Here is a 24,050-nt window from a genome sequence, read left to right as displayed (position 1 = left end):
GAGAGGGGCCCGGGTGTCAGACGAGAAGCGCTCCCCCGCCGTCGTCCAGGGCGTCCTGGAGCGCATCACCTACGCCAACGAGGAGACCGGCTACACCGTCGCCCGGGTCGACACCGGCCGCGGCTCCGCCGACCTGCTCACCGTGGTCGGCGCCCTCATGGGGGTGCAGCCCGGGGAGGCACTGCGCATGCACGGCCGCTGGGGCTCCCACCCCCAGTACGGCCGCCAGTTCCACGTGGACGACTACACCACGGTGCTGCCCGCCACCGTCCAGGGCATCCGCCGCTACCTGGGGTCGGGCCTGATCAAGGGCATCGGCCCCAAGATGGCCGAGCGCATCGTCGGCCACTTCGGCACCGACGCCCTCGACGTCATCGAACAGGACCCGGCGCGCCTCATCGAGGTGCCCGGGCTGGGACCCAAGCGCACCCGGCTCATCGCCGACGCCTGGGAGGAGCAGAAGGCCATCAAGGAGGTCATGGTCTTCCTCCAGGGCGTCCAGGTGAGCACCTCGCTGGCCGTGCGCATCTTCAAGAAGTACGGCGAGGGCTCCATCGAGATCGTCCAGAAGGAGCCCTACCGGCTGGCCACCGACGTGTGGGGCATCGGCTTCAAGACCGCCGACACCATCGCCCAGGCCGTCGGCATCCCCCACGACAGCCCCCAGCGGGTCATGGCCGGCATCCAGTTCACCCTGTCGGAGTCCACCGGCGACGGGCACTGCCACCTGCCGGAGGAGAAGCTCATCTCCGCCGCCGTCAAGATCCTGGCGGTGGACTCCGGGCTGGTCATCGAGTGCCTGTCCCGGCTGGTGGAGGAGGAGGGCGTGGTCCGCGAGGAGGTCCCCGGGCCCGACGGGGAGCCGGTCCGAGCCGTCCACCTGGTGCCCTTCCACCGCGCCGAGGTCGGCGCCGCCGCCGGCCTGCTCACGCTGCTGAACCACCCGCACGACCGGCTGCCCGCCTTCGCCGGCGTCGACTGGGACGCGGCCCTGGACTGGCTGCACCGGCGCACCGGCACCGAGCTGGCCGAGGAGCAGCGCGCCGCCGTGGTCCAGGCGCTCACCCGCAAGGTCGGAGTCCTCACCGGCGGCCCCGGCTGCGGCAAGTCCTTCACGGTCTCCTCCATCGTCACCCTGGCCGCCGTCAAGGGCGCCAAGGTGGTGCTCGCCGCCCCCACCGGCCGGGCCGCCAAGCGCCTCACCGAGCTGACCGGCCACGAGGCCGCCACCGTCCACCGCCTGCTGGAGCTGCGCCCCGGCGGCGACGCCTCCTACGACCGCGACAACCCCCTGGACTGCGACCTGCTGGTGGTGGACGAGGCGTCCATGCTCGACCTCGTCCTCGCCAACAAGCTCATCAAGGCGGTGCCGCCCGGGGCCCACCTGGTGCTGGTGGGCGACGTCGACCAGCTGCCGTCGGTCGGCGCCGGGCAGGTGCTGCGCGACCTGCTGGCCGAGGGCTCCCCGATCCCCAGCGTCCGGCTCACCCGGGTGTTCCGCCAGGCACAGCAGTCCGGGGTCGTCACCAACGCCCACCGGATCAACCGGGGCGAGCCGCTGCTCTTCGAGGGCATGCGCGACTTCTTCCTCTTCCCGTGCGAGGAGTCCGAGGACGCGGCGCTGACGGCCGTGGACGTGGTGGCCCGCCGGATCCCGCGCACGTTCGGCCTGGACCCGCGGCGCGACGTGCAGGTCCTCACCCCCATGAAGGGCGGCGCGGCCGGGGCGGGCAACCTCAACACCGCCCTCCAGGAGGCCCTCACCCCGGCGGGGGAGGGGGTGCCCGAGCGGCGCTTCGGCGGCCGCATCTTCCGGGTCGGCGACAAGGTCACCCAGATCCGCAACAACTACGACAAGGGCGCCAACGGCGTCTTCAACGGCACCCTCGGCGTCGTCACCGGCCTGGACCCCGTCGCGCAGGAGCTGTCCGTGCGCACCGACGAGGAGGAGGACATCACCTACGACTTCGCCGAGCTGGACGAGCTGGCCCACGCCTACGCCATCACGGTGCACCGCTCCCAGGGCAGCGAGTACCCGGCCGTGGTGATCCCGGTCACCACCAGCGCGTGGATGATGCTCCAGCGCAATCTGCTCTACACCGGCATCACCCGCGCCAAACGCCTGGTCGTGCTGGTCGGTTCGCGCCGCGCGCTGGCCCAGGCGGTGCGCAACGCCTCCGCCGGGCGCAGGCACACCGCCCTGGCGCACCGGCTGCGCGGATACGCTCAAGGATCGTGGACCGAGACACCCTGATCGTCGTGGGCGCCGCCATCATCCGTGACGGCCGCGTCCTGGCCGCCCAGCGCGCGGAGCCCGCGGCCCTGCGCGGCCGCTGGGAGTTCCCCGGCGGCAAGGTCGACCCCGGCGAGGACCCCGCGGACGCGCTCGTGCGCGAGTGCCGCGAGGAACTGGGGGTCACGGTCCGCGCCGGGGAGGCGGTGGGCGGCGACGTCCCCTTCCCCCCCACCCCGGGGCGCACCCGGCCCGCCGTGCTGCGGCTGCTGCGCGCCGACCTCGTCGACGGGGAGCCCCGCGCCCTGGAGCACCTGTCCCTGCGCTGGCTCTTGGCGGCCGACCTGGGCGCGCTCGCGTGGCTTCCGGCCGACGTGCCGTTCCTGGCCCCGATCGGGGCCCTGCTCACCGGGCGGGACGAACCCCGGGACGAACACCCGGCACCCGCGCGGTGAACCGCCGTCCCCCGCCGGGGGACCCGAAGGCCCTCCGGGGCCGCCGATCCGCGGGCGTGATCGGGGTGACCTGTGCGTTTCCCGACCAGCCCCCCATGACCGCATAAACTGGCGACGGGCCGTGGCATCCTGCGGTCTCTACCCATTACCAGGAGATCGAGACTCTTCCATGTCCACCGCCACGCCCGTCCAGGGCTCCGCACGCCGTAGCGACCTTCGCAACGTCGCCATCGTGGCCCACGTCGACCACGGTAAGACGACCCTCGTGGACGCCATGCTCTGGCAGTCCGGCGTCTTCCGGGAGAACCAGGACGTGGACGACCGCGTGATGGACTCCAACGACCTGGAGCGCGAGAAGGGCATCACCATTCTCGCCAAGAACACGGCCGTCCACTACACCACGCCCGAGGGCGAGGACGTGGTGATCAACATCATCGACACCCCCGGCCACGCCGACTTCGGCGGCGAGGTCGAGCGCGGCCTGTCCATGGTCGACGGCGTCGTCCTCCTCGTGGACGCCAGCGAGGGCCCGCTCCCGCAGACCCGCTTCGTGCTCCGCAAGGCCCTCCAGGCCAAGCTCCCCGTCATCCTCGTCATCAACAAGGTCGACCGGCCCGACAGCCGCATCGCCGAGGTCGTGGACGACACCTACGAGCTGTTCATGGACCTCGACGCCGACGAGTCGCAGATCGAGTTCCCGATCGTCTACGCCTGCGCCCGCGACGGCAAGGCCTCCCTGGAGCGCCCGGCCAACGGCACCGTCCCGGACAACGACAACCTCGTGCCGCTGTTCAGCACCATCCTGGACACCATCCCGGCGCCCGAGTACGTCCCGGACGCGCCGCTCCAGGCCCACGTCACCAACCTCGACGCCTCCCCGTTCCTGGGCCGCCTGGCGCTCTGCCGCGTCCAGCAGGGCGAGCTGCGCAAGGGCCAGCAGGTCGCGTGGATCCGCACCGACGGCTCCACCCAGCAGGTCAAGATCACCGAGCTGCTCATGACCGACGGCCTGGAGCGCAAGCCCGCCGAGAAGGCCGGGCCCGGCGACATCGTCGCCATCGCCGGCATCGAGGACATCATGATCGGCGAGACCCTCGCCGACCTGGAGAACCCGGTCCCGCTGCCGCTCATCACGGTGGACGAGCCCGCCATCTCCATGACCATCGGCACCAACACCTCGCCGCTGGTCGGCCGGGTCAAGGGCGCCAAGGTCACCGCCCGCCTGGTCAAGGACCGCCTCGACAAGGAGCTGGTCGGCAACGTCTCGCTGCGCGTGCTGCCCACCGAGCGCCCCGACGCCTGGGAGGTGCAGGGCCGCGGCGAGCTGGCGCTGGCCATCCTCGTCGAGCAGATGCGCCGCGAGGGCTACGAGCTGACCGTCGGCAAGCCGCAGGTGGTCACCCGGGTCGTCGACGGCAAGGTCCACGAGCCGGTCGAGCGCCTCACCGTGGACGCCCCCGAGGAGTACATGGGCGCCATCACCCAGCTCCTCAGCGTCCGCAAGGGCCGCATGGAGAACATGGTCAACCACGGCACCGGCTGGGTGCGCATGGACTGGCTGGTGCCCTCCCGCGGCCTCATCGGCTTCCGCACCGAGTTCCTCACCGAGACCCGCGGCACCGGCATCGCCCACCACGTGTTCGAGAAGTTCGAGCCGTGGTTCGGCGAGCTGCGCACCCGCCCCAACGGCTCCCTGGTGGCCGACCGCGCCGGCGCCGCGGTGGCGTTCGCGATGTTCAACCTCCAGGAGCGCGGCACGCTGTTCGTCGAGCCGGGCACCGAGGTGTACGAGGGCATGATCGTCGGCGAGAACGCCCGCGCCGACGACATGGACGTCAACATCACCAAGGAGAAGAAGCTCACCAACATGCGCTCGGCCACCGGCGACGAGCTGGTGCGCCTGGTGCCGCCGCGCAAGCTGTCCCTGGAGCAGGCCCTGGAGTTCTGCCGCGAGGACGAGTGCGTGGAGGTCACCCCCGAGCACGTGCGCATCCGCAAGGTCATCCTGGACCAGAAGGAGCGCGGCCGGATCACCGCCAACAAGAAGCGCCAGCAGTAACAGGGGATACTCCTCCCCGACGGGGTGGGCGGGTCGCGGCGCGGCCCGCCCACCGGCGTTTTCGCACCTGGCGGACCGGGTACGTGGCTAGGACATGAAGACCGATCCCTCGTGTCCCAGGTGCGGGCGCGCGGTCCGGCCCCCGGGCCTGTGGACCAGCGCGTGGCAGTGCGACGCACACGGTCCGGTCACGCCGCTGCAACCGGTGCGCCGCCCCGGCGCCGCCGCCCTGGAGGCGCTGCTGCCCCAGGCGCGGGTCCCGGTCTGGATCCCCTGGCCGCTGCCCACGGGGTGGGTGGTCACCGGGTTCGCGGAGGCGGGCGACGACCGCAGCGGAGCGCTGGCGACCGCCGTGGCCCTGTCCGGACCCGACCCGCTGGGCGGCGTCGGCGAGGCCGTCGTCGTCGCCGAGGCCCCGGGCGTCGGCCTCGGCGCCCGCCTGGCCGGGCTGGAGGGCACCGACGCGGGCGAGGGCGTCGAGACCCGGGCGCCCGACGCCAAGGTCCGGTTCGACGGCCACGAGATCCCGCTCTGGAACCTCGACCTGGGCCGCGAGCGCGCGGGCTACGCCGGGGAGGCGCTCTCCCAGTGGCTGTGGGTGGTGTTCGCCACCGCCGGTACCGCCGTGCTGATGTGCGAGATCAACGCCCTGCGGGACCTGCGCGACATCAACGACGGCGGGGTCGCCCTCGACCCGCCCTTCGGCGCGCCCAGCCCCTTCCTGGCCGCCGAGCTGGCCCCGCGACCCGCCTGACGCGGTGCCCGGCCCCCACAGTTAGTACGATCACCCGGTGACACGTATCGACCTGCACTCCCACAGTTCCGTCTCCGACGGCGGCGATGCTCCGGAGGAGGTCATCGGGTACGCCGTCGCCGCCGGCCTCGACGTCCTCGCCCTCACCGACCACGACACGGTCGGCGGTGTCCGGGCCGCGGCCGCCGTCCTGCCCCCCGGCTTCACGCTGGTCCCCGGCATGGAGCTGTCCTGCGCCTACCGCGGCTCCAGCGTCCACCTGGTCTCCTACCTGTTCGACCCGGACGACCCCGAACTCACCGGGGAACTGCGCCGGGTCCGCTCCGACCGCGCCTCGCGCGCCGAGGAGATGGTCCGCAAGCTCCAGGCCAACGGAGTGGACGTCACCTGGGAGCGGGTGCTGGAGATCGCGGGCGCCGGAGAGGCCGAGTTCGCCGACGCCAACACCATCGGCCGCCCCCACCTGGCCCGCGCCATCGTGGAGGCGGGGGCCGCCCGCGACGTGCAGGACGCCTTCGACCGGTGGATCGGCTCCGGCGGGCCCGCCTACGCCTCCCGGTACGCCATCGACCCGGTGCGCGCCGTCGGCCTGGTCCGGGCGGCGGGCGGGGTGTGCTCCCTGGCCCATCCGGCCCGCGCCGAGGGCGCCCTCAACGGGTCCGTCCCCCTGGAGCTGGTCGAGCGCATGGCCGCCGCCGGCCTGGGCGGCATCGAGGCCGACCACCCCTCGCACAACAAGGCGCAGGTCCGGCAGTGGCGCGGGGTCGCCGCCGACCTGGGCGTGGTGGTCACCGGTTCCAGCGACGACCACGGCGCGCTCACCGGGCACCGCCTGGGCGCCCGGACCACGGCGCCCGAGGCGTTCGAGGAGCTGGTCGCGCCGGCCACCGGGGTCCCGCCGATCACCGGTTGAGGCTGTCGGTCACCCGCTGGGTTCGGTACGGTACGGACCACCGTGCGCGGGCGCGACAATGGTCGCAGCGCAATCACCCAATATCGGACTAAGTGAGAGGTCTGACGCCGTGTTCTGGAAGCGGAAGCCGAAGACGCAGGACGGCCAGGAGGCCACCGATTCCGCTGCGGAGGCCGTGGTGGACGATACCGGGGCGACCGAGGAGACGGCGCGGGCCGAGGCCACCTCCGGGGAGAAGGCGGCGACGGCGGACAAGAAGGCCGACGCGGAGAAGGCCGGGGAGCCGGAGGGGGCCGGTGCTTCCGCGGACTCCGACGACGCCGCCGGGGAGAAGGCCGCGCCCGCCGCCGCGGACGACGACGAGTCCGCGGCCGAGGCCGTGTCCGACGACGCGGGCTCCGAGGGCGCCCCCGATGCCGGGGACACCGACGCCACCGAGACCACCGACGGCGCGGACTCCGAGAAGACGGACTCCGCGAAGGCCGACGCCGAAGACACCGACTCCGAGAAGGCCGAGGACGAGGACACCGGGGACGAGGCCCCGGCCTCCTCCGACGTCTTCGCAGACGACACGGAGGAGGCCGGTGTGACCGGTCCCGACTCCGAGGGCGTCACCCGGGTCCGCGCCGCCGTCTCCTTCGAGTTCGACGACGAGAAGTTCGAGTACATCGGCAACACCTGGATCGTCCGCGCCGACGACGACGGCGTCGTCGTCATCGACCCCGGCCCCGACGCCGAGGCGGTCCTGGAGGCCGTCGGTGAGCGCGAGGTCTACCTGGTGGCCTGCACCAACGCCTACGCCCCGCACATCGAGTCCGCGGTCAAGATCGCGGAGGAGACCGAGGCCCCGGTCGCACTGCACCCCCGCGAGATGCGCCTGTGGCGCCGTCAGCACGGCGCCGAGCACCGCCCGGACTACGAGATCGAGGGCGGCGGGTCCATGACCATCGGCGACCTCCAGATCGACGTGGTGGCCCTGCCCGGCACCTCCCCGGGCACCGTCGGCTACTCCATCAGCCAGCTCGGCGTGGTCTTCTCCGGCGACACCCTGCGCAAGGGCGAGCCCGGCATGGTCGGCAACACCTACATCGACTACACGACGCAGCTCGCCTCCATCGGCGAGTCGCTCCTGTCGCTGCCGCCGGACACCCGCATCCTGCCCGACCGGGGGCCCGCCACCACGGTGGCCGCCGAGGGCAGGAACTTCGACTCCTGGGTCTGACCCGACGGGACGCGCCCCGGGACCCCTGCCGGGGGCCCGGGGCGCGTCCGCGCGCGGTCAGCGGCGGCCGACCGACTCCACCTCGTTCCAGAACGCGGTGAACGCGCTGGCCGTGGTCTCGGGGGCCTCCACGTTGGGGGAGTGGCCCGCGCCGGGCACCACGATCCGCCTGGCGTCCAGCCGCTTGGCCATGTCCTCCTGGAGGGCCGGGTCCCACGCGTCGTCGTTCTCGCCGTACATCACCAGGGAGGGCAGCCGCAGCGCGGCCAGCTCCTCGACCCGGTCGCCGGCCCCGAGCAGGTCCTCGGCGCAGCGCACCAGGGCGGTGGCGCTGCTCTCCAGCAGCCGTGCGCGCAGGAAGGACCGCACGTCCTCGTCGGGGGTGCGCCGGCGGGCGTCGGCGTCGAACCGCTCCTCCCACAACTCCTCCAGGCGCTCCCGGGAGGGGTTCATGGACAGCGCGGCGATCAGGGCGCGGGCGCGCATCGCCCCCTGGCCCTGGAGCGCGGCTGGACCGCTGCACAGCAGCGTCAGCGAGGCCAGGTCGACCATCCCGCCCAGCGCGGTCTCGCGCACCACCAGGCCGCCGAAGGAGTGCCCCACCAGGTGGACGGGCCTGCGCCCGCCGACCTGCTCGACGACCTCGGCGACGACCTCGCCCAGCGAGGACAGCCGGTAGTCGGGGCGCTCGACCCCCGGCGGCGGGGTGAGGGTCTCCGGCCCCGGCGATCCGTAGGTTCCGGGGAGGTCGATCGCGACCACCTCCCGACCGCCCTGGGCCAGGGTCTGGAGGATCGCGATGAAGTCCTCCTTGCTGCCGGTGAACCCGTGCACCAGCACGGCGGGCGACAGCTCGGCGCCCCCGGAGACGGGCAGCGCCCGCAGCGCCGCCACCGGGCCGTAGGAGAGGTCGAGGTCGACCCGCCGCACTCCCGGCGGAAGATCGAGGAACTTAGGTGTACTCACGTCCGGTCACCCTAGACGATGGCGGCCCGGTCCGGGGCGGACCGGGATCTCCCACACGGGCGCGGTACCGGCCGGTACCGCGCCTGCCGTGCGAGCCGCGGTGCCTTCCGGGCGCCGCGGCCCACCCGTTCGGCCCCCGCTCCGCCCGCCGTTCGCCGACGGGCGGTGGGCGGCCCCTGCCGGGTCGGTCAGGTGTTCTCGGGGTCGCGGCGCACGGCCGAGCCCCCGCGGGTGCGGCGGCGGCGACGGACCTGGCGGGTGCCCTCGCCCCCCTCGCCCCCTTCCGCCTTCGCGGCGGTCTGGACGGCCGGGGCCGCGGTCGCGGCCGCCTGGGCGCGCGGCTCCTCGGCGCGCTTGTCCGCCACCGGAGCCTCGGCGCCGGTGGTCACGCCCTCCCCGCTGCGGGTGCGGCGGCGCGAGCGCCCGCCGCGGCTGCTGCGGCGGCGGCCCTCGCCGCGCTCGCGGTCGCCCGGGCGGTCCCGGTCCTTGTCGCGGTCCCGGTCGCGGCCGCCGCGGCCGCGCTGGGCGCGGGTCCCGCCGGTGTCACCGATGTCCTCGATCTCCTCGGCCTCCAGGCCGGCGTGCTCGGCGCGCTTGTCGGCGGCCAGCCGTCCCTTGGTGCCCGCGGGGATGCCGAGCGCCTCGAAGAAGTGCGGCGAGGTGGAGTAGGTCTCCTCCGGCTCGTTGAACGCCAGGTCCAGCGCGGCGTTGATGAGCTTCCACCGCGGCATCTCCTGCCAGTCCACGAAGGTGACGGCGGTGCCGGTGCGCCCGGCCCGGCCGGTGCGGCCGATCCGGTGCGTGTAGGTCTTCTCGTCCTCGGGCGTCTCGTAGTTGACGACGTGCGTGACGTCGTCCACGTCGAGTCCGCGGGCGGCCACGTCGGTGGCGACCAGGATGTTGATCTTGCCGTTGCGGAAGGCGCGCAGCGCCCGCTCGCGCTGGCTCTGGCCCAGGTCGCCGTGGACGGCCGCGACCGCGAAGCCGCGGTCCTTCAGCTCGCCCGCCACCCGGTCGCAGGCCCGCTTCGTCTGGCAGAAGACCATGCTCTGCCCGTGGTCCTGCGCCTGGAGGAGGCGCGCCAGCATCTCGATCTTGTCCATCTGGTGCGTGCGGAACGCGTGCTGGGCGATCCGGCTGGTGATGGCCGAGCCGTCGATCTCGTTGTCGTCGCCGGCCCGCACGTGCGTGGGGCGCCGCAGGTACTTGCGGGACAGGGCGACGATCTCGCTCGGCATGGTCGCCGAGAAGAGCATGACCTGGCGCTCGGCCGGGATCTTGGTGAGGATGCGCTCGATGTCCGGGAGGAAGCCCAGGTCGAGCATCTTGTCGGCCTCGTCCAAGACCACCGCGGCGACCTTGTCCAGGCGCAGGTGCTTCTGGTTCTCCAGGTCGAGCAGGCGGCCCGGGGTGCCCACGACGACGTCGACGCCCTCCTTGAGGCCGTTGATCTGGGGCTCGTAGGAGCGGCCGCCGTAGACGGTCAGGATGCGGGCGCCGCTGCGCTTGCCCGCCGTGGTGAGGTCCGCCGCGACCTGGATGGCCAGCTCACGGGTGGGGACCACGATCAGGGCCCGCGGACTCTTGGACTCGCCGGGGGCCGCCTGGGACCGCTGGAGCAGGGGGACGCCGAAGGCCAGCGTCTTGCCGGTACCGGTCCGGGCCTGCCCGATGATGTCGCTGCCGCCGAGGGCGATCGGCAGGGCCAGCTCCTGGATGGGGAAGGGCTCGATGATCCCCTCGGCCTCCAGGGCGTCGGCGATCTCGGTGCTCACACCGAGGTCGCGGAAGGTGATGCGGGGCTTTTGTGTGTCTTCTGTGCTGCTCAGGGCTCAGGCCTCCATCTTGGCGGAACACGAAGGGCGTGTCCGCGTCGGGATGCGGTCGCGTGCGGCTTCGGGGGCCGCCGCGGAAGGCGCGGCTCGCCGTCCGTTCCGTGTGGAACGGCGCGGCGGCGCTGCCGTCGAATCCGCGGCCCGGGGGCTCCCGGCCGGAAATCGGATTCATCCGCTCGGCGCGCTCCCGTTTTCTCCTTCGGGGGCCCGCCGTGGTTCGTCGGGTTTCGTCCGCGCGGTCGTCGGTCGCCCGTGGGCGGCCGGATCGCGCGGCGGGGCGCGGCGTCCGTGGGACACCGCTGCGTGCGGGGGCGTCCCCGCGGGTGGTGAGAAGGGGTCCGTGTCGGTCCGCACGCGCAGGTCGTCACGGAGAGTCTAACCTGTGACCCGTCCGGCGGACGTGGCCGTTTCTCCGGAGCGGGACGGCATGGACCTACCCGTTCCCAGCTGGTGCAACCGTGCCGTTCGGACGTTTAGTCCCCGGTTCGGTGTGAGAACCGCCGGGCGATACCCTGGCGCCCATGACCAAAGGCCCCTCTGTGAACCCCGGTGTGATCGACCTCCTCGGCCTGCTTGCCTACGCCGAGCTGGGTTCCTTCTTCCGGCTCGCCGGCGACGCGGTCCTGGCGCCCACCCTGCGGGGCAAGGGCCGCCTGGCGGCGCTGGCGGCCACGGAGCAGGCCCACCACCAGGTGCTCCACGACCGCCTGGAGGAGCTGGGGGTCGACCCGGAGGAGGCCATGGCCCCGTTCGTGGAGCCGCTGGACGCCTGGCAGGCGCGCACCGAGCCCAAGACCTGGCTGGAGAGCCTGGTCAAGACCTACGTCGCCGACGGGATCGCGGGCGACTTCTACCGCCGGGTGGCGGAGCTGGCCGACGACGAGACCCGCATCCTGGTCGAGGGCGTCCTCGCCGAGACCGGCCGCGCCGAGTTCGTGGCCGAGACCGTGCGCGAGGCCCTGGCCGAGGACCCGGTGCTGGCCGGCCGCCTGTCGCTGTGGGCGCGCCGCCTGGTCGGCGAGGCGCTGGGCCAGGCCCAGGCGGTGGCCGTGCAGCGGCCGCGCCTGGCCGCGCTGCTCGGTGAGGGGTCCGACCGCCCCGGCACGGAGGGCGCCGACGCCACCGGCCTGGGCGACCTGGCCGCGGTGAGCCGGATGTTCGCGTCCCTGACCGACCGGCACGCCGCCCGCCTGGAGGCCATGGGCCTCACGGCCTGACCGCTCCGGTCCCGGGCCCCCGCCCGGGGCGGCGGGGGCGCGGCCCGGCGGGGTACCCACCGGACGCCGATCCGATTCCCGTCATGTCCTGTTCTTGACTCTCACTTGAGGACACTCTGGTCAAGAGCAGGTAATTTCCAACACTTTCGTGACGATCGGTTGGGACACGGACGTAAACTCGATGACGATTCCCGTGTCTCGACCACCCCTGAGTAGGTACTTCCATGCCCCGTGGGACCTCCGTGCGCCACCCGCTGGCCGGCCTCACCCGTGACTTCCACCGGATCGGCCCCCTGGACGGCCCCCTCGCCCCCTGGATGTGCGCTGAGCTGGACCAGCACGCCGCGCAGGTGTGCGACGGCATCGCCGCCTCCGGCGGCGAGACGACCGCCCGGACCCTGGGCACCTACCTCCACGGGTTCCTCGACGGGTGCCTGGAGCGGGGCTGGGACTCCGAGGCCGTCGAGTACGACTGGGAGACTCTCCGCATCCTCGCCATCTGCCGCTTGGCCAAGGAGCGCGGTTTCGTCCGCTAGGTTGTTGCCATCCGCAGGCACCGATGTGACCGACGACGCGTCGGCCCCCTCGGCCGCGCGCCCTGCCCGTTCACCGGCGAAAATCCCTTCACGGGCCTAGGCTGGGAGCACCGGCGACCCTACGGCGGCCGGACGCGCGCCCCGGGGTGACGGGAGCGGTCCTGCGGAATGCAACGTGGGATGCACGGCGTTATGCCGGTCCGGAACGGACCGGCCGCCGTGACTGGCGGAGCGGCCCGCAGAGCCGCGAGAAAGGAATGCGAATGAGGAGCGGTCGGCACGGGGCGGCGCGCCCACCGGTCGGCGTCCTGATCCAACAGGATCGCGTCGACTTCGCGCTTTTCGCACTGATCTTCGTCGTCGCGGTCGTCTCCATGGTCTTCAGCGGGCCGGGCAGCGTCGTCTTCTGGCTGGCGCTGCTGCCGCTGGTCTCGGCCGTGGTCCTGACGGTCCGGCGGATCGAGCACCTGTCCCGCCTGGAGCTGCGGGACTCCGAGTTCATGTAGGGACGGGCCGTCGGCGACGGCGCACCACGACGGGAGGGCGGGGCCGCGACGGCCCCGCCCTCCCTCGTCTCCTTCGTCGTGCGCCTCCCGGGCGGCCGGCCCCGTGTCCGGGGACGGCCGCCCGCACCCGTCAGGCGCCGCCCTCGGGCCGCTCGCCCCTGGCCCGGCCGGTGCTCGCACCCGCGGTGCGCTCGCCCGCCTCGGTCCGCGCGGTGGTCGAGGGGCGGTCCATGGCGGCCTGTCGGCCCGCCTCGTAGCTGCCCTGCTCGGACATGCGGCCGGTCTCCTGCTCGGCCCGGTCCAGCCAGTGCTCCCAGCGCGACTGCATCGGCCGGATGAGGCCGCCGCCGACACCCACCACGAGAATGCCGCCCACGGTGGCCAGCACGGCGACGAGCACCGGCGTGGTCACGGTGGTGGCGATGCCCATCTGGTTGAGCGCCGCGATGACGCCGAGGGCCAGGATGGCCACGGCGGCGATGTTGGCCAGCACCCGGCCGTAGGAGAGGCCGCCCAGGGCCCCGCTGATGATGTCCCGGACCGCCTTGGCGATCATCGCCGCCACCACCACGATGACGAGTGCGACGATGGCCCGCGGGATCCAGGAGATGACGTCGCTCAGCAGCGTGCTCACCGGGTTCGGTCCGAAGACGTTGAACGCGAGAGTGAACACGAACAGCAGCGCGACGTAGTAGACGATCTTGCCGCACAGCTCGCTGGCGCTCCAGCGGCTGCGCTCCAGGTACTCGCCCACCCCGCCCCGGTGGAGGGCGCGGTCCAGGCCGACCCCGTGCAGAGCCTTGCCGACTCCCTTGCCCACGAACCAGGCGATGATCCAGCCCAGCACGAGGACGACCAGGAAGCCGACCAGCAGCGGTACGAAGCTCGCCACCGCCTGCCAGGCCGTCGTCAGACCCTGACCCACATTCATGACGTCTCCACCCCCAAGTCGCTCGCCCCGTCCGGTCATACCGAAAAGGTCGCCGTTCGGAACCGGCGAAGAGAGGCACGGTGCCCCTCACACCGGCGATACCCGGCGTATCCGTTTCGAATCCTTTATGGGCGCAGGTCGGCGGGTATTGCCTTCCCTTTTGGATTCCCTGGCGGAAAAAAGGGCGACGGGCCATTTTCGGGCGAGGACAATGTGCCGTCTGCCCGGTAACGCGAAGAAGGGCCCCGGGTGGTCCCGGGGCCCTTCGCGCGTCGTCGCGCCGGTGTGTCGGAAGCGGTGTGTCAGGAGTCCTGCGGGTCCGGCCGCCCCTCGCCGCCCCGGTGCAGGTCCCAGCCGCTGATGCCGCGCCAGGCCAGGCGGGCGACCAGCAGTTCCGCGGCGTCCTTGGGCACCGAGCCCCGGCTGTTGACCCAGTAGCGGGCGCTGGTCTCGGCCATGCCGACCAGCCCTATGCTCAGCAGGTGCGCCTCCTCGTCGGAGATGCTGGTGTCCTGGCGGATCACCTCGCCGATGAGCTCGGCGCAGCGCTGGAACGTCTGCTCGCTCTTTTCCCGCACCGCCGGGAGATTGCGCAGGTCCGATTCGAAGACCAGCCGGAAGGCCTCGCCGTCTCCGGCCACGAAGTCGAAATAGGCGCGGAAACTCGCGACGACCCGCTGGCGGTTGTCGTCGGTGCTCTCCAGCGCCTCGCGCTGCTTCTCGACCAGCGCCTCGGAGTGCTCCTCCAGAAGGGCCAGGTACAGCTCCAGCTTCCCGGGGAAGTGCTGGTAGAGCACCGGCTTGCTGACCCCCGCGCGCTCGGCGATCTCGTCCATCGCGGCCGCGTGGTAGCCGCGGGCGACGAAGACCTCCTGCGCGGCGGTGAGTAGCTGTCGGCGGCGCCTGACCCGGGGCAGACGGGTGCCCCGGGAGCGGGCGTCTGAAGGAGCTGTCACACCCACACCCTCCGAACTCGGCATGGCAGATGCACGCCATCATCGGACATCTGCGTGGCTTGCGCCGTCGCGCGGGCCCTCGGCTCAGGGCTCGCTCCACGGCTTTTCCGCCATCTTACTCCTGCGTAAGTTACCTGTGACATAGGGATTCGCCCCCCGGGGCCGACCGGGGCGGCCCGGACGCGGCTCAGCGCCGCTCGTCGTCGTCGCCCCCGGCCCCGCGCAACTGCTCCACGGCGTCGGCCTCGTCGGCCTCGCCGGTGTCCGGCAGCCCCCCGTCCCCGGCGCGCTCCAGCCAGTCGTCCTCCTCCGCCCCGGCGGCGGGCCGGCGCTGCTCGGCGGCGTCGGCCTCGGGCACCGCGGCGGCGGGGTCCTCCCCGGGGCCGGGTCCTGTCCTCGGGTCTTCGGTCACGGGTACCTCCCCAGTAGGCGGACGTATCGTCGCCGACCCTACCCGCCGCCGCGGCGGGGGCCCGGGAGGCGGGGAATGAACCGGCGGGTCAGGACGGTTGCCGACGAGAGGGGCGCGTACCCCGCGGGAACACCGGCCGGGTGTGCCCGCCGACACCGCCCCGGGGGTGGGAATGGAAAACCCCACCCGTTAGGTTGGGTATAAGAGCAAGCACGCTTCGCGCCCCGCGGCCCCCGCGACCGCGGTCCTCCTTCTCCGGGCCGTGCGAAGCATCACGAACAGACATGAGGAGTCACCGTGTCGCTGCCGCCGCTGGTGGAACCAGCTGACGAGCTGACCGTGGACGAGGTGCGCCGCTACTCGCGACACCTGATCATCCCCGACGTGGGCATGGACGGGCAGAAGCGCCTGAAGAACGCCAAGGTCCTCGTCGTCGGCGCGGGCGGGCTGGGCTCCCCCGCGCTGCTCTACCTCGCCGCCGCGGGCGTGGGCACGCTGGGGATCATCGACTTCGACGTCGTGGACGAGTCCAACCTCCAGCGCCAGGTGATCCACGGCCAGAGCGACGTGGGCCGCCCCAAGGCCGAGTCGGCCCGCGACAGCATCCAGGACGTGAACCCCAACGTGCGGGTGATCCTCCACCAGGACCGCCTGGACTCCGACAACGCCCTGGAGATCTTCGCGGACTACGACCTGATCCTGGACGGGACCGACAACTTCGCGACCCGCTACCTGGTCAACGACGCCGCCGTCATCCTGAACAAGCCGTACGTGTGGGGCTCCATCTACCGCTTCGACGGCCAGGTCAGCGTCTTCTGGAACGAGTACGGGCCCCAGTACCGCGACCTGTACCCCGAGCCCCCGCCGCCCGGCATGGTCCCCTCCTGCGCCGAGGGCGGCGTCCTGGGCGTGCTGTGCGCCTCCATCGGGTCCGTCATGGTGAACGAGGCCATCAAGCTGATCACCGGCATCGGTGAGCCGCTGGTGGGCCGCCTGCTCATCTTCGACGCCCTGGAGATGTCCTGGCGCGAGGTGAAGGTCCGCAAGGACCCCGAGACCGAGCCGGTCACCGAGCTCATCGACTACGAGGCCTTCTGCGGCACCGTCTCCGACGAGGCCACCGAGGCCGCCGCCGGGTCGACGATCACCGCGGGCGAGCTCAAGGACCTGCTCGACAGCAAGCCCGACGACGTCTTCCTCGTGGACGTCCGCGAGAAGAACGAGTACGAGATCGTCAGCATCCCGGGCGCCACGCTCATCCCCAAGGGCGAGTTCCTCAACGGCAAGGCCTTCGAGAAGCTCCCCCAGGACAGGCGCGTGGTCCTGCACTGCAAGTCGGGCGTGCGCTCGGCCGAGGCGCTGGCCGCGGTCAAGGCCGCGGGCTTCGCCGACGCCGTGCACGTCGGCGGCGGGGTCCTGGCCTGGGTCAACCAGGTCGACCCCAGCCTGCCGTCGTACTAGCGTCCGCGGACCCTTCCAGGGCGGCGCCGGGGGAATCCCGGCGCCGTCCGCCGTATCCGGGCGCCCGAATGGGTACAGGACCTCCCAGGGGCCGCGGGCCGCACGGCGCGGGCCCCGCCGCTGGGAGGTGGCACCATGCGTGAGAAGGGACGCCCGGCCGACTGGGTGGCGATCGCCGCCGGCCTGGCACTGGGACTGAGCTTCATCTGGCACGGCATGTACGGAATCGGCGGGGGCGCGCTCTTCGTGCTCGGCCTGGGCGTGATCATGGCGTCGGTCGTCTCGCTCACCCGCCCCGGCGCCGTCACGGGGGAGCTCGCGGTGCTGGCGATCGGCCTCCTCGTGTTCACCACGCCCTGGCTGCTGGGCTACGCCCACCTGCCCCTGGCCGCCTGGACCGCCTGGATCATGGGCGCCGGCATCGCCGTCCTGGGCGCCTACGGGCTGGTGCAGGCCCGGCGGACGCGGCGGCGCGACCCCGACTCCGTCTGGAGCTCCCACGTCAACGACGTCCCGACCTGACCCGTCCGCGACCGCGCGGGGCCGGCGCCGCACGGCGCCGGCCCCGCGCGCGCCCGCCGGGCGGGATCGCCTCCGTCGTCGCCCCTCGCTAGGGTGTGGCCGTGTTCACCGATGAGGACGGCGGCCCCGACGAGTACGCCGACGAGGTCCTGGCCGTGGTCGAGCGGATCCCGCCGGGACTGGTGATGTCCTACGGCGACATCGCCGAGTACGTGGGCCGGGGCGGCCCCCGCCAGGTCGGCGCCGTGATGTCCTCGTGGGGCGGCGGCGTGCCCTGGTGGAGGGTGGTCCGCGCCGACGGCAGCCCCGCCTCCGGCCACGAGGTGAGAGCCTTGTCGCACTACGCCTCCGAGGCCACCCCGATGCGCCGCGGAACCGACCGCGTGGACATGCGCAACGCCCGATGGGACGGGGAAAGCGGAGGCTGAGGCTGCTCCGGGGGCTCCCCGCGCCGTCCGGGACAGTCGGCACCCTCTGGTGAACTGGTGGGGTGAACAGATCCCCGTACCGTCTCGTGCGGCGCCCCCACCGGGTGCAGCCGCCGCCGGTGCTGGACGAGAACCAACGCAGGGTCGTCGACCACGGGGGCGGCCCGCTCCTGGTGCTCGCCGGTCCCGGCACCGGCAAGACCACCACCATCGTCGAGGCCGTCGTCGACCGCATCGACAACCGGGGCGTGGACCCCTCCCGCATCCTGGTCCTCACCTTCGGACGCAAGGCCGCCCAGGAACTGCGCGAGCGCATCACCGGCCGCCTGCGCCGCACCACCCGCGAACCCCTCGCGCTGACCTTCCACGGCTACGCCTACTCCCTGATCCGCCGCGAGTTCCAGCGCATGGGCGACCGGCCGCCCCGGCTGCTGTCCGGACCCGAGCAGCTCATGGAGGTGCGCGAACTCCTGCACTGGGAGGCCGGGGACGGCGGCCTCGCCTGGCCCGAGCGCCTGCGCCCGGCCCTGGAGACCCGCGGCTTCGCCGAGGAGCTGCGCGACTTCCTCATGCGCGCCGAGGAGCGCGGCCTGGGACCCGACGCCCTGGCCCGGCTGGGACGCGAGCGCGGCCGCGACGACTGGGAGGCCGCCGCCGGCTTCCTGGCCCGGATGAACGGCCGGTTCGACATCGCGCCCGTCCCCACGCTCAACTACGCGGAGCTGGTCCGCATCGCCGCGGGCCTGCTCTCCGACCCGCGGGTGCAGGAGCGCGAGCGCGCCGCCCACGAGACCGTGTTCGTCGACGAGTACCAGGACACCGACCCCGCCCAGGAGGAACTCCTGCGCGCACTGGCGGGGGACGGCCGCGACCTCGTCGCAGTCGGCGACCCCGACCAGTCCATCTACGGGTTCCGCGGCGCCGAGGTGCGCGGGATCCTGGAGTTCCCGGACCGGTTCCCCACGGTCCGCCGCACGCCCGCCCCCGTGGTGGCGCTGCGCACCGGCCGCCGCAGCGGCTCCGCCCTGCTCGCCGCCTCGCGCGCGCTCACCCGCCGCCTGCCCGCCGTCGCCTCCGCGCCCGGCCACGTCAACGAGCACCGGGCCCTGGTCCCCGCCGACGGGGTGCCCCCCGGATCGGTGCGGCTGCTCATGGCCGAGAGCCCCACCCAGGAGGCGGCGGTCATCGCCGACACCCTGCGCCGCGCCCACCTGGTGGACGGCGTCCCCTGGTCGGACATGGCGGTCCTGGTCCGCTCGGCCACCCGCCAGCTCCCGGTGCTGCGCCGCGCCCTGGTCGCCGCGTCGGTCCCGGTCGCCGTCGGCTCCGACGAGCTGCCGGTGGCCGCCGAGCCCATCGTGCGGCCGCTGCTGTCCCTCATCCGGTTCGGGCTCCGGCCCGCCGAACTCGACGACGAGGCCGCCCGCGACCTGCTCACCGGCCCCTTCGGCGACGCCGACGCCATCGGCCTGCGGCGCCTGACCCGCGCCCTGCGCCGCCTGGACCTGGACCGGGCCGCCGCCGAACGCGGGAGCGGGGACGGCGAGGGGGCCTACCGGCCCGCGTCCCTGCTGCTGGTCGAGGCCCTGCGCGAGCCCGCCGACCTCACCCTGGTCGACCCCGGGGTGGCCGCCCCCGCCCTGCGCATCGCCACCGCCCTGGCCACCGTCCGCGAACTCGACGCCCGCGGCGCCGACGCCGAACAGGTCCTGTGGCGGCTGTGGAGCGACAGCGGGCTGGCCGACCGGCTGCTGCGCGCCAGCCTCGCCGGGGGCCGGCGCGGCGCCTCCGCCGACCGCGACCTCGACGCGGTGGTCGCCCTGTTCGAGAGCGCCGCCCGCTACTGCGACCGCCTGCCCCCCGGCACCCCCGAGGGGTTCCTCGCCGACCTGGCCGCCCAGGAGATCCCCGGCGACAGCCTCGCCGAGCGCGCCCCCGAGGGCGAGTCCGTGCGCATCCTCACCGCCCACCGCTCCAAGGGACTGGAATGGGGGCTCGTGGTCGTCGCCGGGGTCCAGGAGGGCGACTGGCCCGACCTGCGCCTGCGCGGCTCCCTGCTGGGCGTCGAGGAGCTGGTGGACGCCGACGTGCACTCCGCCGACACCTCCGGCGCCGCCCTCGCCTCCAAGCTGCTCGCCGAGGAGCGCCGCCTGTTCTACGTCGCCCTGACCCGCGCCCGGCACACCCTCGTGGTCACCGCCGTGGGCGGCGACGACGCCGAGCAGCGGCCCTCCCGGTTCCTCGCCGAGATGGGCCTGGGCGACCCCGAGCCCGTCGGCACCGGCGTGCGCTGGCTGTCCCTGCCGTCCCTGGTCGCGGACCTGCGCTCGGTGGTCACCGACCGGACGGCGCCCGGGGCGCTGCGCGACGCCGCCGCCGTCCACCTGGCCCGCCTGGCGGAGGAGGGGGTGCGCGGGGCCGACCCCGCCGAGTGGTACGCCCTCACCCCGTTCTCCGACGACCGCCCCCTGGCCGACGAGGGCGACACCATCCGGGTCTCGCCCTCGCAGGTGGAGAGCTTCACCAACTGCCAGCTGCGCTGGCTGCTGGAGCGCGCCGCCGGGGCCTCCTCCGGGGACTCGGCGTCCGCGCTGGGCACCGTCGTGCACGCCGTCGCCGTCCTGGTCGCCCAGGGCACCCCGCAGCAGGACATCGCCCGGCGCATGGACGAGATCTGGGCCGACCTCGACTTCGGCGGGCCCTGGCAGGCCGACAAGCAGCGCGAGCGCGCCGACACCATGGTCCGCAAACTCCTCACCTGGGACGCAGCCAACGACCGCGAGCTCGTGGTCACCGAGGAGGGGTTCAAGGTCGACGTCGGCGGCATCGAGATCACCGGCCGGGTCGACCGGCTCGAACGCGACGGCGAGGGGCGCGCCGTCGTCGTCGACATCAAGACCGGGGCCGCCAGGGCCGAGGACCTCGACCGCCACCCCCAGCTGGGCGTTTACCAGATGGCCGTGCTCAAGGGGGCGTTCGCCGAACTCGGCCTGGCGCAGCCGGGCGGGGCGATGCTCGTCCAGCTCGGCGAGAAGCTCAAGAACGCCCGCGAGCAGGTCCAGCGCCCCCTGGGCGAGGACTCCGACCCCGGCTGGGCGCAGGACCTCGTCACCGAGGTCGCGATCGGCATGGGCGGCTCCCGGTTCACCGCCACCCGCAACAAGGGATGCAGGTCGTGCGCCGTGCGCGCCTGCTGCCCGGTCCAAGACGAGGGCAGACATGTCTGAAGCCCACCCCCGGTTCACCCCCGCCGAACTCGCCCGCGTCCTCGGGCAGCCCGAGCCCACCGCGGAGCAGTCCGAGGTGGTCTCGGCCCCCCTCGAACCCGGCGTCGTCATCGCCGGGGCGGGGTCGGGCAAGAGCGAGACCATGGCCTCCCGCGTCGTGTGGCTGGTCGCCAACGGGTACGTGCGCCCCGAGCAGGTCCTGGGCCTCACCTTCACCCGCAAGGCCACCGCCGAGCTGGCCGAGCGCGTGCGCAGGCGCCTGGAGCAGCTGCGCGACAGGCTCGGCGAGGACGTCGTCGGCGAGGGCGTCCTGGACGGCGAGCCCACCGTGTCCACCTACAACGCCTACGCGGGGCGCATCGTCGCCGACCACGCCCTGCGTGAGGCCGTCGAGCCCACCGCCCGGCTGCTCAGCGAGGGCCAGTCCTGGCAGCTGGCCGCGCGCGTGGTGGGGGGGTACGACGGCCCGATGGACCTGGTGACCGTGGGCGCGGACACCGTCATCGAGCGCGTCCTGCACCTGTCCGGCGAGATCGCCGACCACCTGACCACCCCCGAGCGGGTGCGCGGGATCGGCCGGTGGATCCAGGCCCAGGTGGACGCGCTGCCCAAGAGACCCACCGCCGAGACGCGCGACCTCGTCGGCACCCAGCGCCGCCGGGAGCAGCTGCTGCCCCTGGTGGAGCGCTACACCCACGCCAAGCACGCCCGGGAGGCCATGGACTTCGGCGACCAGATGGCGCTGGCCGCCCGCATCGCCGAGAACCACCCCGAGGTGGGCCTGGTCGAGCGCGGCCGCTACCGGGTGGTCCTGCTCGACGAGTACCAGGACACCAGCCACGCCCAGCTCGTCCTGCTGCGCTCGCTCTTCGGTGACGGCCACGCGGTGACGGCCGTCGGCGACCCCTGCCAGTCCATCTACGGATGGCGGGGCGCGATCGCCGCCAACCTCACCCGGTTCCCCACCGACTTCCCGGCGGCCCCGGGGCGGCCCGCCGCCGTCCGCGAACTCTCCACCAGCTTCCGCAACGGCGAGCGCATCCTGGGCGTGGCGGGGTGGATCTCCGAGGAGCTGCGCGCCGAGGCCGCCGAGGTGCCGGTCCTGTACCCGGGGCCGGCCCGGCGCGGGCGCGGGCGGGCCGACACCGCCCTGTTCCGCACCGAGTCCGAGGAGGCGGCCTGGATCGCCTCCCGCATCGCGGAGCTGGTCAAGGGGGTGCGCCGCGACCCCGAGACCGCGCCGGACGGGCAGCCCTGGCCGCCCGGCGAGTCCGGGAGCGCCGAGGACGGGGGCGTGGCCCCGGGCGACATCGCCGTCCTGTGCCGCCGCCGCGCCCAGTTCCCGGCGCTGCGCGAGGAGCTGGAGGCCCGCGGCGTCCCGGTCGAGGTCGTGGGCCTGGGCGGGCTCATGCTGGTCCCGGAGGTCCGCGACATCATCGCCACCCTGCGCGTGGTGCACGACGCCGCCGCGGGCAACGAACTCGCCCGCCTGCTCACCGGGCCGCGCTGGCGGTTCGGGCCCCGCGACCTGGCCGCCCTGGGCGCGCGCGCCACCGAGCTGGCCCGCCACTCCCGGCGCGACCTCACCCGCGGGGGCCCCGACGACCCGGGGGACGACCTGCTGCGCCGCACCGTCCTGGACCTGACCGCCGAGAACGGCAGCCTGGTGGACGCCGTCGACGACCCGGGCCCGCCGGAGAACTACTCCGAGACCGGGCACGCCCGCCTGCTGCGGCTGTCCGAGGAGCTCCGCGACCTGCGCAAGCTCGTCGGGCAGCCGCTGGCCGACCTCATCACCGAGGTCGAGCGGGTCCTGGGCCTGGACATCGAGGTGGCGGCGCGCAGCGGACGCGACCCGCTCTCGGCCCGCGCCGACCTGGACGCGTTCGTCGACCACGCCGTCAGGTTCGCGGGCAACAGCGAGGACCCCACGCTGAGCGGTTTCCTCAGCTACCTGCGCGCGGCCGAGGAGAACGAGAGCGGCCTCGCCCCGGGGGAGCGCGTCGGCGGCTCCAACAGCGTCAAGCTCATGACCATGCACGGGGCCAAGGGGCTCCAGTGGCCGGTGGTGTTCGTGCCGGGCATCAGCGGCGGGCGCAACCCGGTGTTCCCGGCCTCGCCCCGCAACTCCCTGGCCTGGGTCAAGGCCGACCACCTCCTGCCCTACCCGCTGCGCGGCGACCGCGCCAGCCTGCCCGAGCTCCCCGGCGTCGACAAGCAGGGCATCGCCGCCTTCAAGGAGGCCGAGGCGGCCCGCCACCTCATGGAGGAGCGCCGCCTGGCCTACGTGGCGGTCACCCGGGCCTCGTTCCGCCTGGTCTGCACGGGGCACTGGTGGGGGCGCACCGGCACCGCGCCGCGCGGCCCCTCGGTGTTCCTCGAAGAGATCCGGGAGGCCTGCGAGCAGGGCGCCGGGCGCGTGATCGACTGGGCCGACCCGCCCGAGCTCGACGAGACCAACCCGCACGACGACGAGGAGGGCGAGGCGGTGTGGCCGCCCCTCCAGGGGGACCCGCAGAGCGACGGCGAGGCCACCCCGGACACGCTCGCCCGGGTCGACGGGGCGGTCACCCGCCGGGTGGAGATCGAGGCGGGCGCCGCCCTGGTGGAGCGGGCCCGCGAGGCGCTGCGCGAGGGGCGCGCGGTGCCGCCGGACCCGGCGCGCCACGACAAGCTGCGCCGCCGCCTCCAGGGGTGGGAGCGCGACACCGGACTCCTGCTGGCGCACCGCGCCCGCGAGGCGGACCGCGCCGAGGACGGCACCGTCCTGGTCGAGCTGCCCGACCACCTGTCGGTGTCGTCCATGGTGTGGCTGGCCCGCGACCCCTCGGGGCTGGCCCGCCAGATCCGTCGGCCGCTGCCCCGGCCCCCGGCCCCGCACACCCGCCGGGGGACCGCGTTCCACACCTGGCTGGAGCGCCGCTTCGGCCTGGGCACGGCGACCCTGCTGGACGAGCTGCCGGGGGCGGCGGACGAGACCGCCGCCGAGGACGACGACCTGGCCGAGCTCCAAGAGCTGTTCGAGAAGAGCGAGTGGGGCCCGCGGATCCCCGTGGAGGTCGAGGTGCCGTTCGAGACGGTGATCGGAGACCGGCTCATCCGCGGGCGGATGGACGCGGTGTTCCACGACCCGGAGAAGGGCTACGACGTCGTGGACTGGAAGACCGGGCGGCCCCCGCAGAACGCGGCGGAGCGCCGGGCCGTCGGCGTCCAGCTGGCGGCCTACCGCCTGGCCTGGGCGGATCTGCAGGGCGTGTCCCTGGAGGAGGTCCGCGCGGCCTTCCACTACGTCCGCGCCGACGAGACCGTCCGCCCCACCGACCTCCTGGACGCCGAGGGCCTGGCGGCCCTGATCTCCTCCGTTCCCGAGCCCTGACCGGGGCCGTCCGGAAAAGGGGCGGCGCCGGCCGGGCCGCC

19 protein-coding genes are annotated in these 24,050 nt (G+C 73.7%); 14 read left to right on the top strand and 5 right to left on the bottom strand.

The window, feature by feature from the left end; translation table 11 throughout:
• The first annotated feature begins 13 nt into the window (after window positions 1-13).
• The 6 genes from recD2 to BUE45_RS07145 all read left to right on the top strand — a co-directional run bounded on the left by recD2 (window position 14) and on the right by BUE45_RS07145 (window position 7,636).
• Window positions 14-2,254 carry an SF1B family DNA helicase RecD2 gene (recD2, locus tag BUE45_RS07170; RefSeq protein ID WP_073376706.1) on the top strand — a complete coding sequence of 747 codons (2,241 nt, stop codon included), beginning with the start codon at window positions 14-16 and terminating at the stop codon, window positions 2,252-2,254.
• On the top strand, window positions 2,236-2,688 hold the full coding sequence (locus BUE45_RS07165; protein WP_073376704.1) for a (deoxy)nucleoside triphosphate pyrophosphohydrolase: 453 nt from the start codon (window positions 2,236-2,238) through the stop codon (window positions 2,686-2,688). Before recD2 ends, BUE45_RS07165 begins: the two co-directional genes overlap by 19 nt.
• Before the next feature lie 169 nt (window positions 2,689-2,857).
• A complete protein-coding gene (gene typA, locus BUE45_RS07160) occupies window positions 2,858-4,747 on the top strand; it encodes a translational GTPase TypA (RefSeq protein WP_073376702.1) in 1,890 nt (629 codons plus the stop codon).
• A gap of 94 nt (window positions 4,748-4,841) precedes the next feature.
• A complete protein-coding gene (locus BUE45_RS07155) occupies window positions 4,842-5,501 on the top strand; it encodes a DUF6758 family protein (RefSeq protein ID WP_073376701.1) in 660 nt (219 codons plus the stop codon).
• Between the two features lie 37 nt (window positions 5,502-5,538).
• Window positions 5,539-6,414, top strand: coding sequence for a PHP domain-containing protein (locus tag BUE45_RS07150; protein ID WP_073376700.1), 876 nt, complete (start codon window positions 5,539-5,541; stop codon window positions 6,412-6,414).
• Window positions 6,415-6,523: 109 nt separating this feature from the next.
• Entirely contained in the window at window positions 6,524-7,636 is a 1,113-nt protein-coding gene (locus BUE45_RS07145; protein ID WP_073376699.1) for an MBL fold metallo-hydrolase, read from the top strand.
• A gap of 57 nt (window positions 7,637-7,693) precedes the next feature.
• On the opposite strand, the gene BUE45_RS07140 is transcribed toward BUE45_RS07145, so the two are convergent.
• On the bottom strand, window positions 7,694-8,602 hold the full coding sequence (locus BUE45_RS07140) for an alpha/beta fold hydrolase (RefSeq protein WP_178378472.1): 909 nt from the start codon (window positions 8,600-8,602) through the stop codon (window positions 7,694-7,696).
• Between the two features lie 188 nt (window positions 8,603-8,790).
• Window positions 8,791-10,377, bottom strand: coding sequence for a DEAD/DEAH box helicase (locus BUE45_RS07135; protein ID WP_073376697.1), 1,587 nt, complete (start codon window positions 10,375-10,377; stop codon window positions 8,791-8,793).
• A gap of 581 nt (window positions 10,378-10,958) precedes the next feature.
• Between BUE45_RS07135 and BUE45_RS07130 the strand changes: the two genes are divergently transcribed.
• The 3 genes from BUE45_RS07130 to BUE45_RS07120 all read left to right on the top strand — a co-directional run bounded on the left by BUE45_RS07130 (window position 10,959) and on the right by BUE45_RS07120 (window position 12,696).
• Window positions 10,959-11,654 carry a ferritin-like fold-containing protein gene (locus BUE45_RS07130; protein WP_073376695.1) on the top strand — a complete coding sequence of 232 codons (696 nt, stop codon included), beginning with the start codon at window positions 10,959-10,961 and terminating at the stop codon, window positions 11,652-11,654.
• 224 nt (window positions 11,655-11,878) lie between these two features.
• The gene (locus BUE45_RS07125; RefSeq protein ID WP_073376693.1) at window positions 11,879-12,190 is read left to right on the top strand and encodes a DUF6401 family natural product biosynthesis protein; all 312 of its coding nucleotides are present in this window, start codon (window positions 11,879-11,881) and stop codon (window positions 12,188-12,190) included.
• A gap of 263 nt (window positions 12,191-12,453) precedes the next feature.
• Window positions 12,454-12,696: a hypothetical protein gene (locus BUE45_RS07120; RefSeq protein ID WP_073376690.1), complete on the top strand. Its 243-nt coding sequence runs from the start codon at window positions 12,454-12,456 to the stop codon at window positions 12,694-12,696.
• 130 nt (window positions 12,697-12,826) lie between these two features.
• Here the strand turns inward: BUE45_RS07120 and BUE45_RS07115 are convergent, their stop codons facing one another.
• From BUE45_RS07115 to BUE45_RS07105, 3 genes are all read right to left on the bottom strand, one after another.
• Window positions 12,827-13,627, bottom strand: a complete 801-nt coding sequence (locus BUE45_RS07115) for a mechanosensitive ion channel family protein (RefSeq protein ID WP_073376688.1) — start codon at window positions 13,625-13,627, stop codon at window positions 12,827-12,829.
• Between the two features lie 302 nt (window positions 13,628-13,929).
• Complete coding sequence (locus BUE45_RS07110; RefSeq protein WP_073376686.1) at window positions 13,930-14,583, bottom strand: TetR/AcrR family transcriptional regulator; 654 nt, start codon at window positions 14,581-14,583, stop codon at window positions 13,930-13,932.
• A 187-nt stretch (window positions 14,584-14,770) separates the two neighbouring features.
• On the bottom strand, window positions 14,771-14,995 hold the full coding sequence (locus BUE45_RS07105; RefSeq protein ID WP_073376683.1) for a hypothetical protein: 225 nt from the start codon (window positions 14,993-14,995) through the stop codon (window positions 14,771-14,773).
• A 297-nt stretch (window positions 14,996-15,292) separates the two neighbouring features.
• Here BUE45_RS07105 and moeZ point away from each other — a divergent pair, with 297 nt between their 5' ends.
• The 5 genes from moeZ to BUE45_RS07080 all read left to right on the top strand — a co-directional run bounded on the left by moeZ (window position 15,293) and on the right by BUE45_RS07080 (window position 24,009).
• A complete protein-coding gene (gene moeZ / locus BUE45_RS07100; RefSeq protein WP_073376680.1) occupies window positions 15,293-16,456 on the top strand; it encodes an adenylyltransferase/sulfurtransferase MoeZ in 1,164 nt (387 codons plus the stop codon).
• 135 nt (window positions 16,457-16,591) lie between these two features.
• Window positions 16,592-16,978: an SPW repeat protein gene (locus BUE45_RS07095; protein WP_073376678.1), complete on the top strand. Its 387-nt coding sequence runs from the start codon at window positions 16,592-16,594 to the stop codon at window positions 16,976-16,978.
• A 101-nt stretch (window positions 16,979-17,079) separates the two neighbouring features.
• Window positions 17,080-17,406, top strand: coding sequence for an MGMT family protein (locus tag BUE45_RS07090; RefSeq protein WP_073377403.1), 327 nt, complete (start codon window positions 17,080-17,082; stop codon window positions 17,404-17,406).
• 86 nt (window positions 17,407-17,492) lie between these two features.
• Complete coding sequence (locus BUE45_RS07085; protein ID WP_178378487.1) at window positions 17,493-20,633, top strand: ATP-dependent helicase; 3,141 nt, start codon at window positions 17,493-17,495, stop codon at window positions 20,631-20,633.
• Window positions 20,626-24,009 (top strand): ATP-dependent helicase, encoded by a 3,384-nt coding sequence (locus tag BUE45_RS07080; protein WP_073376674.1) that lies wholly within the window; start codon window positions 20,626-20,628, stop codon window positions 24,007-24,009. Before BUE45_RS07085 ends, BUE45_RS07080 begins: the two co-directional genes overlap by 8 nt.
• Window positions 24,010-24,050: the final 41 nt, after the last annotated feature.

This window comes from Nocardiopsis flavescens (assembly GCF_900141985.1).
In the GTDB taxonomy this organism is placed as follows: Bacteria; Actinomycetota; Actinomycetes; order Streptosporangiales; family Streptosporangiaceae; genus Nocardiopsis; species Nocardiopsis flavescens.
The sequence above is the reverse complement of the archived record's forward strand: the minus strand, read 5'-3'. Positions and strand labels throughout refer to the sequence as shown.

Bases quoted from the DNA above. Each gene is read 5' to 3' on its own strand.
- typA (WP_073376702.1), top strand. From the start codon at position 2,858: ATGTCCACCGCCACGCCCGTCCAGGGCTCCGCACGCCGTAGCGACCTT.
- BUE45_RS07125 (WP_073376693.1), top strand. From the start codon at position 11,879: ATGCCCCGTGGGACCTCCGTGCGCCACCCGCTGGCCGGCCTCACCCGT.
- BUE45_RS07080 (WP_073376674.1), top strand. From the start codon at position 20,626: ATGTCTGAAGCCCACCCCCGGTTCACCCCCGCCGAACTCGCCCGCGTC.
- BUE45_RS07120 (WP_073376690.1), top strand. From the start codon at position 12,454: ATGAGGAGCGGTCGGCACGGGGCGGCGCGCCCACCGGTCGGCGTCCTG.
- BUE45_RS07115 (WP_073376688.1), bottom strand. From the start codon at position 13,627: ATGAATGTGGGTCAGGGTCTGACGACGGCCTGGCAGGCGGTGGCGAGC.
- BUE45_RS07130 (WP_073376695.1), top strand. From the start codon at position 10,959: ATGACCAAAGGCCCCTCTGTGAACCCCGGTGTGATCGACCTCCTCGGC.
- BUE45_RS07095 (WP_073376678.1), top strand. From the start codon at position 16,592: ATGCGTGAGAAGGGACGCCCGGCCGACTGGGTGGCGATCGCCGCCGGC.
- BUE45_RS07155 (WP_073376701.1), top strand. From the start codon at position 4,842: ATGAAGACCGATCCCTCGTGTCCCAGGTGCGGGCGCGCGGTCCGGCCC.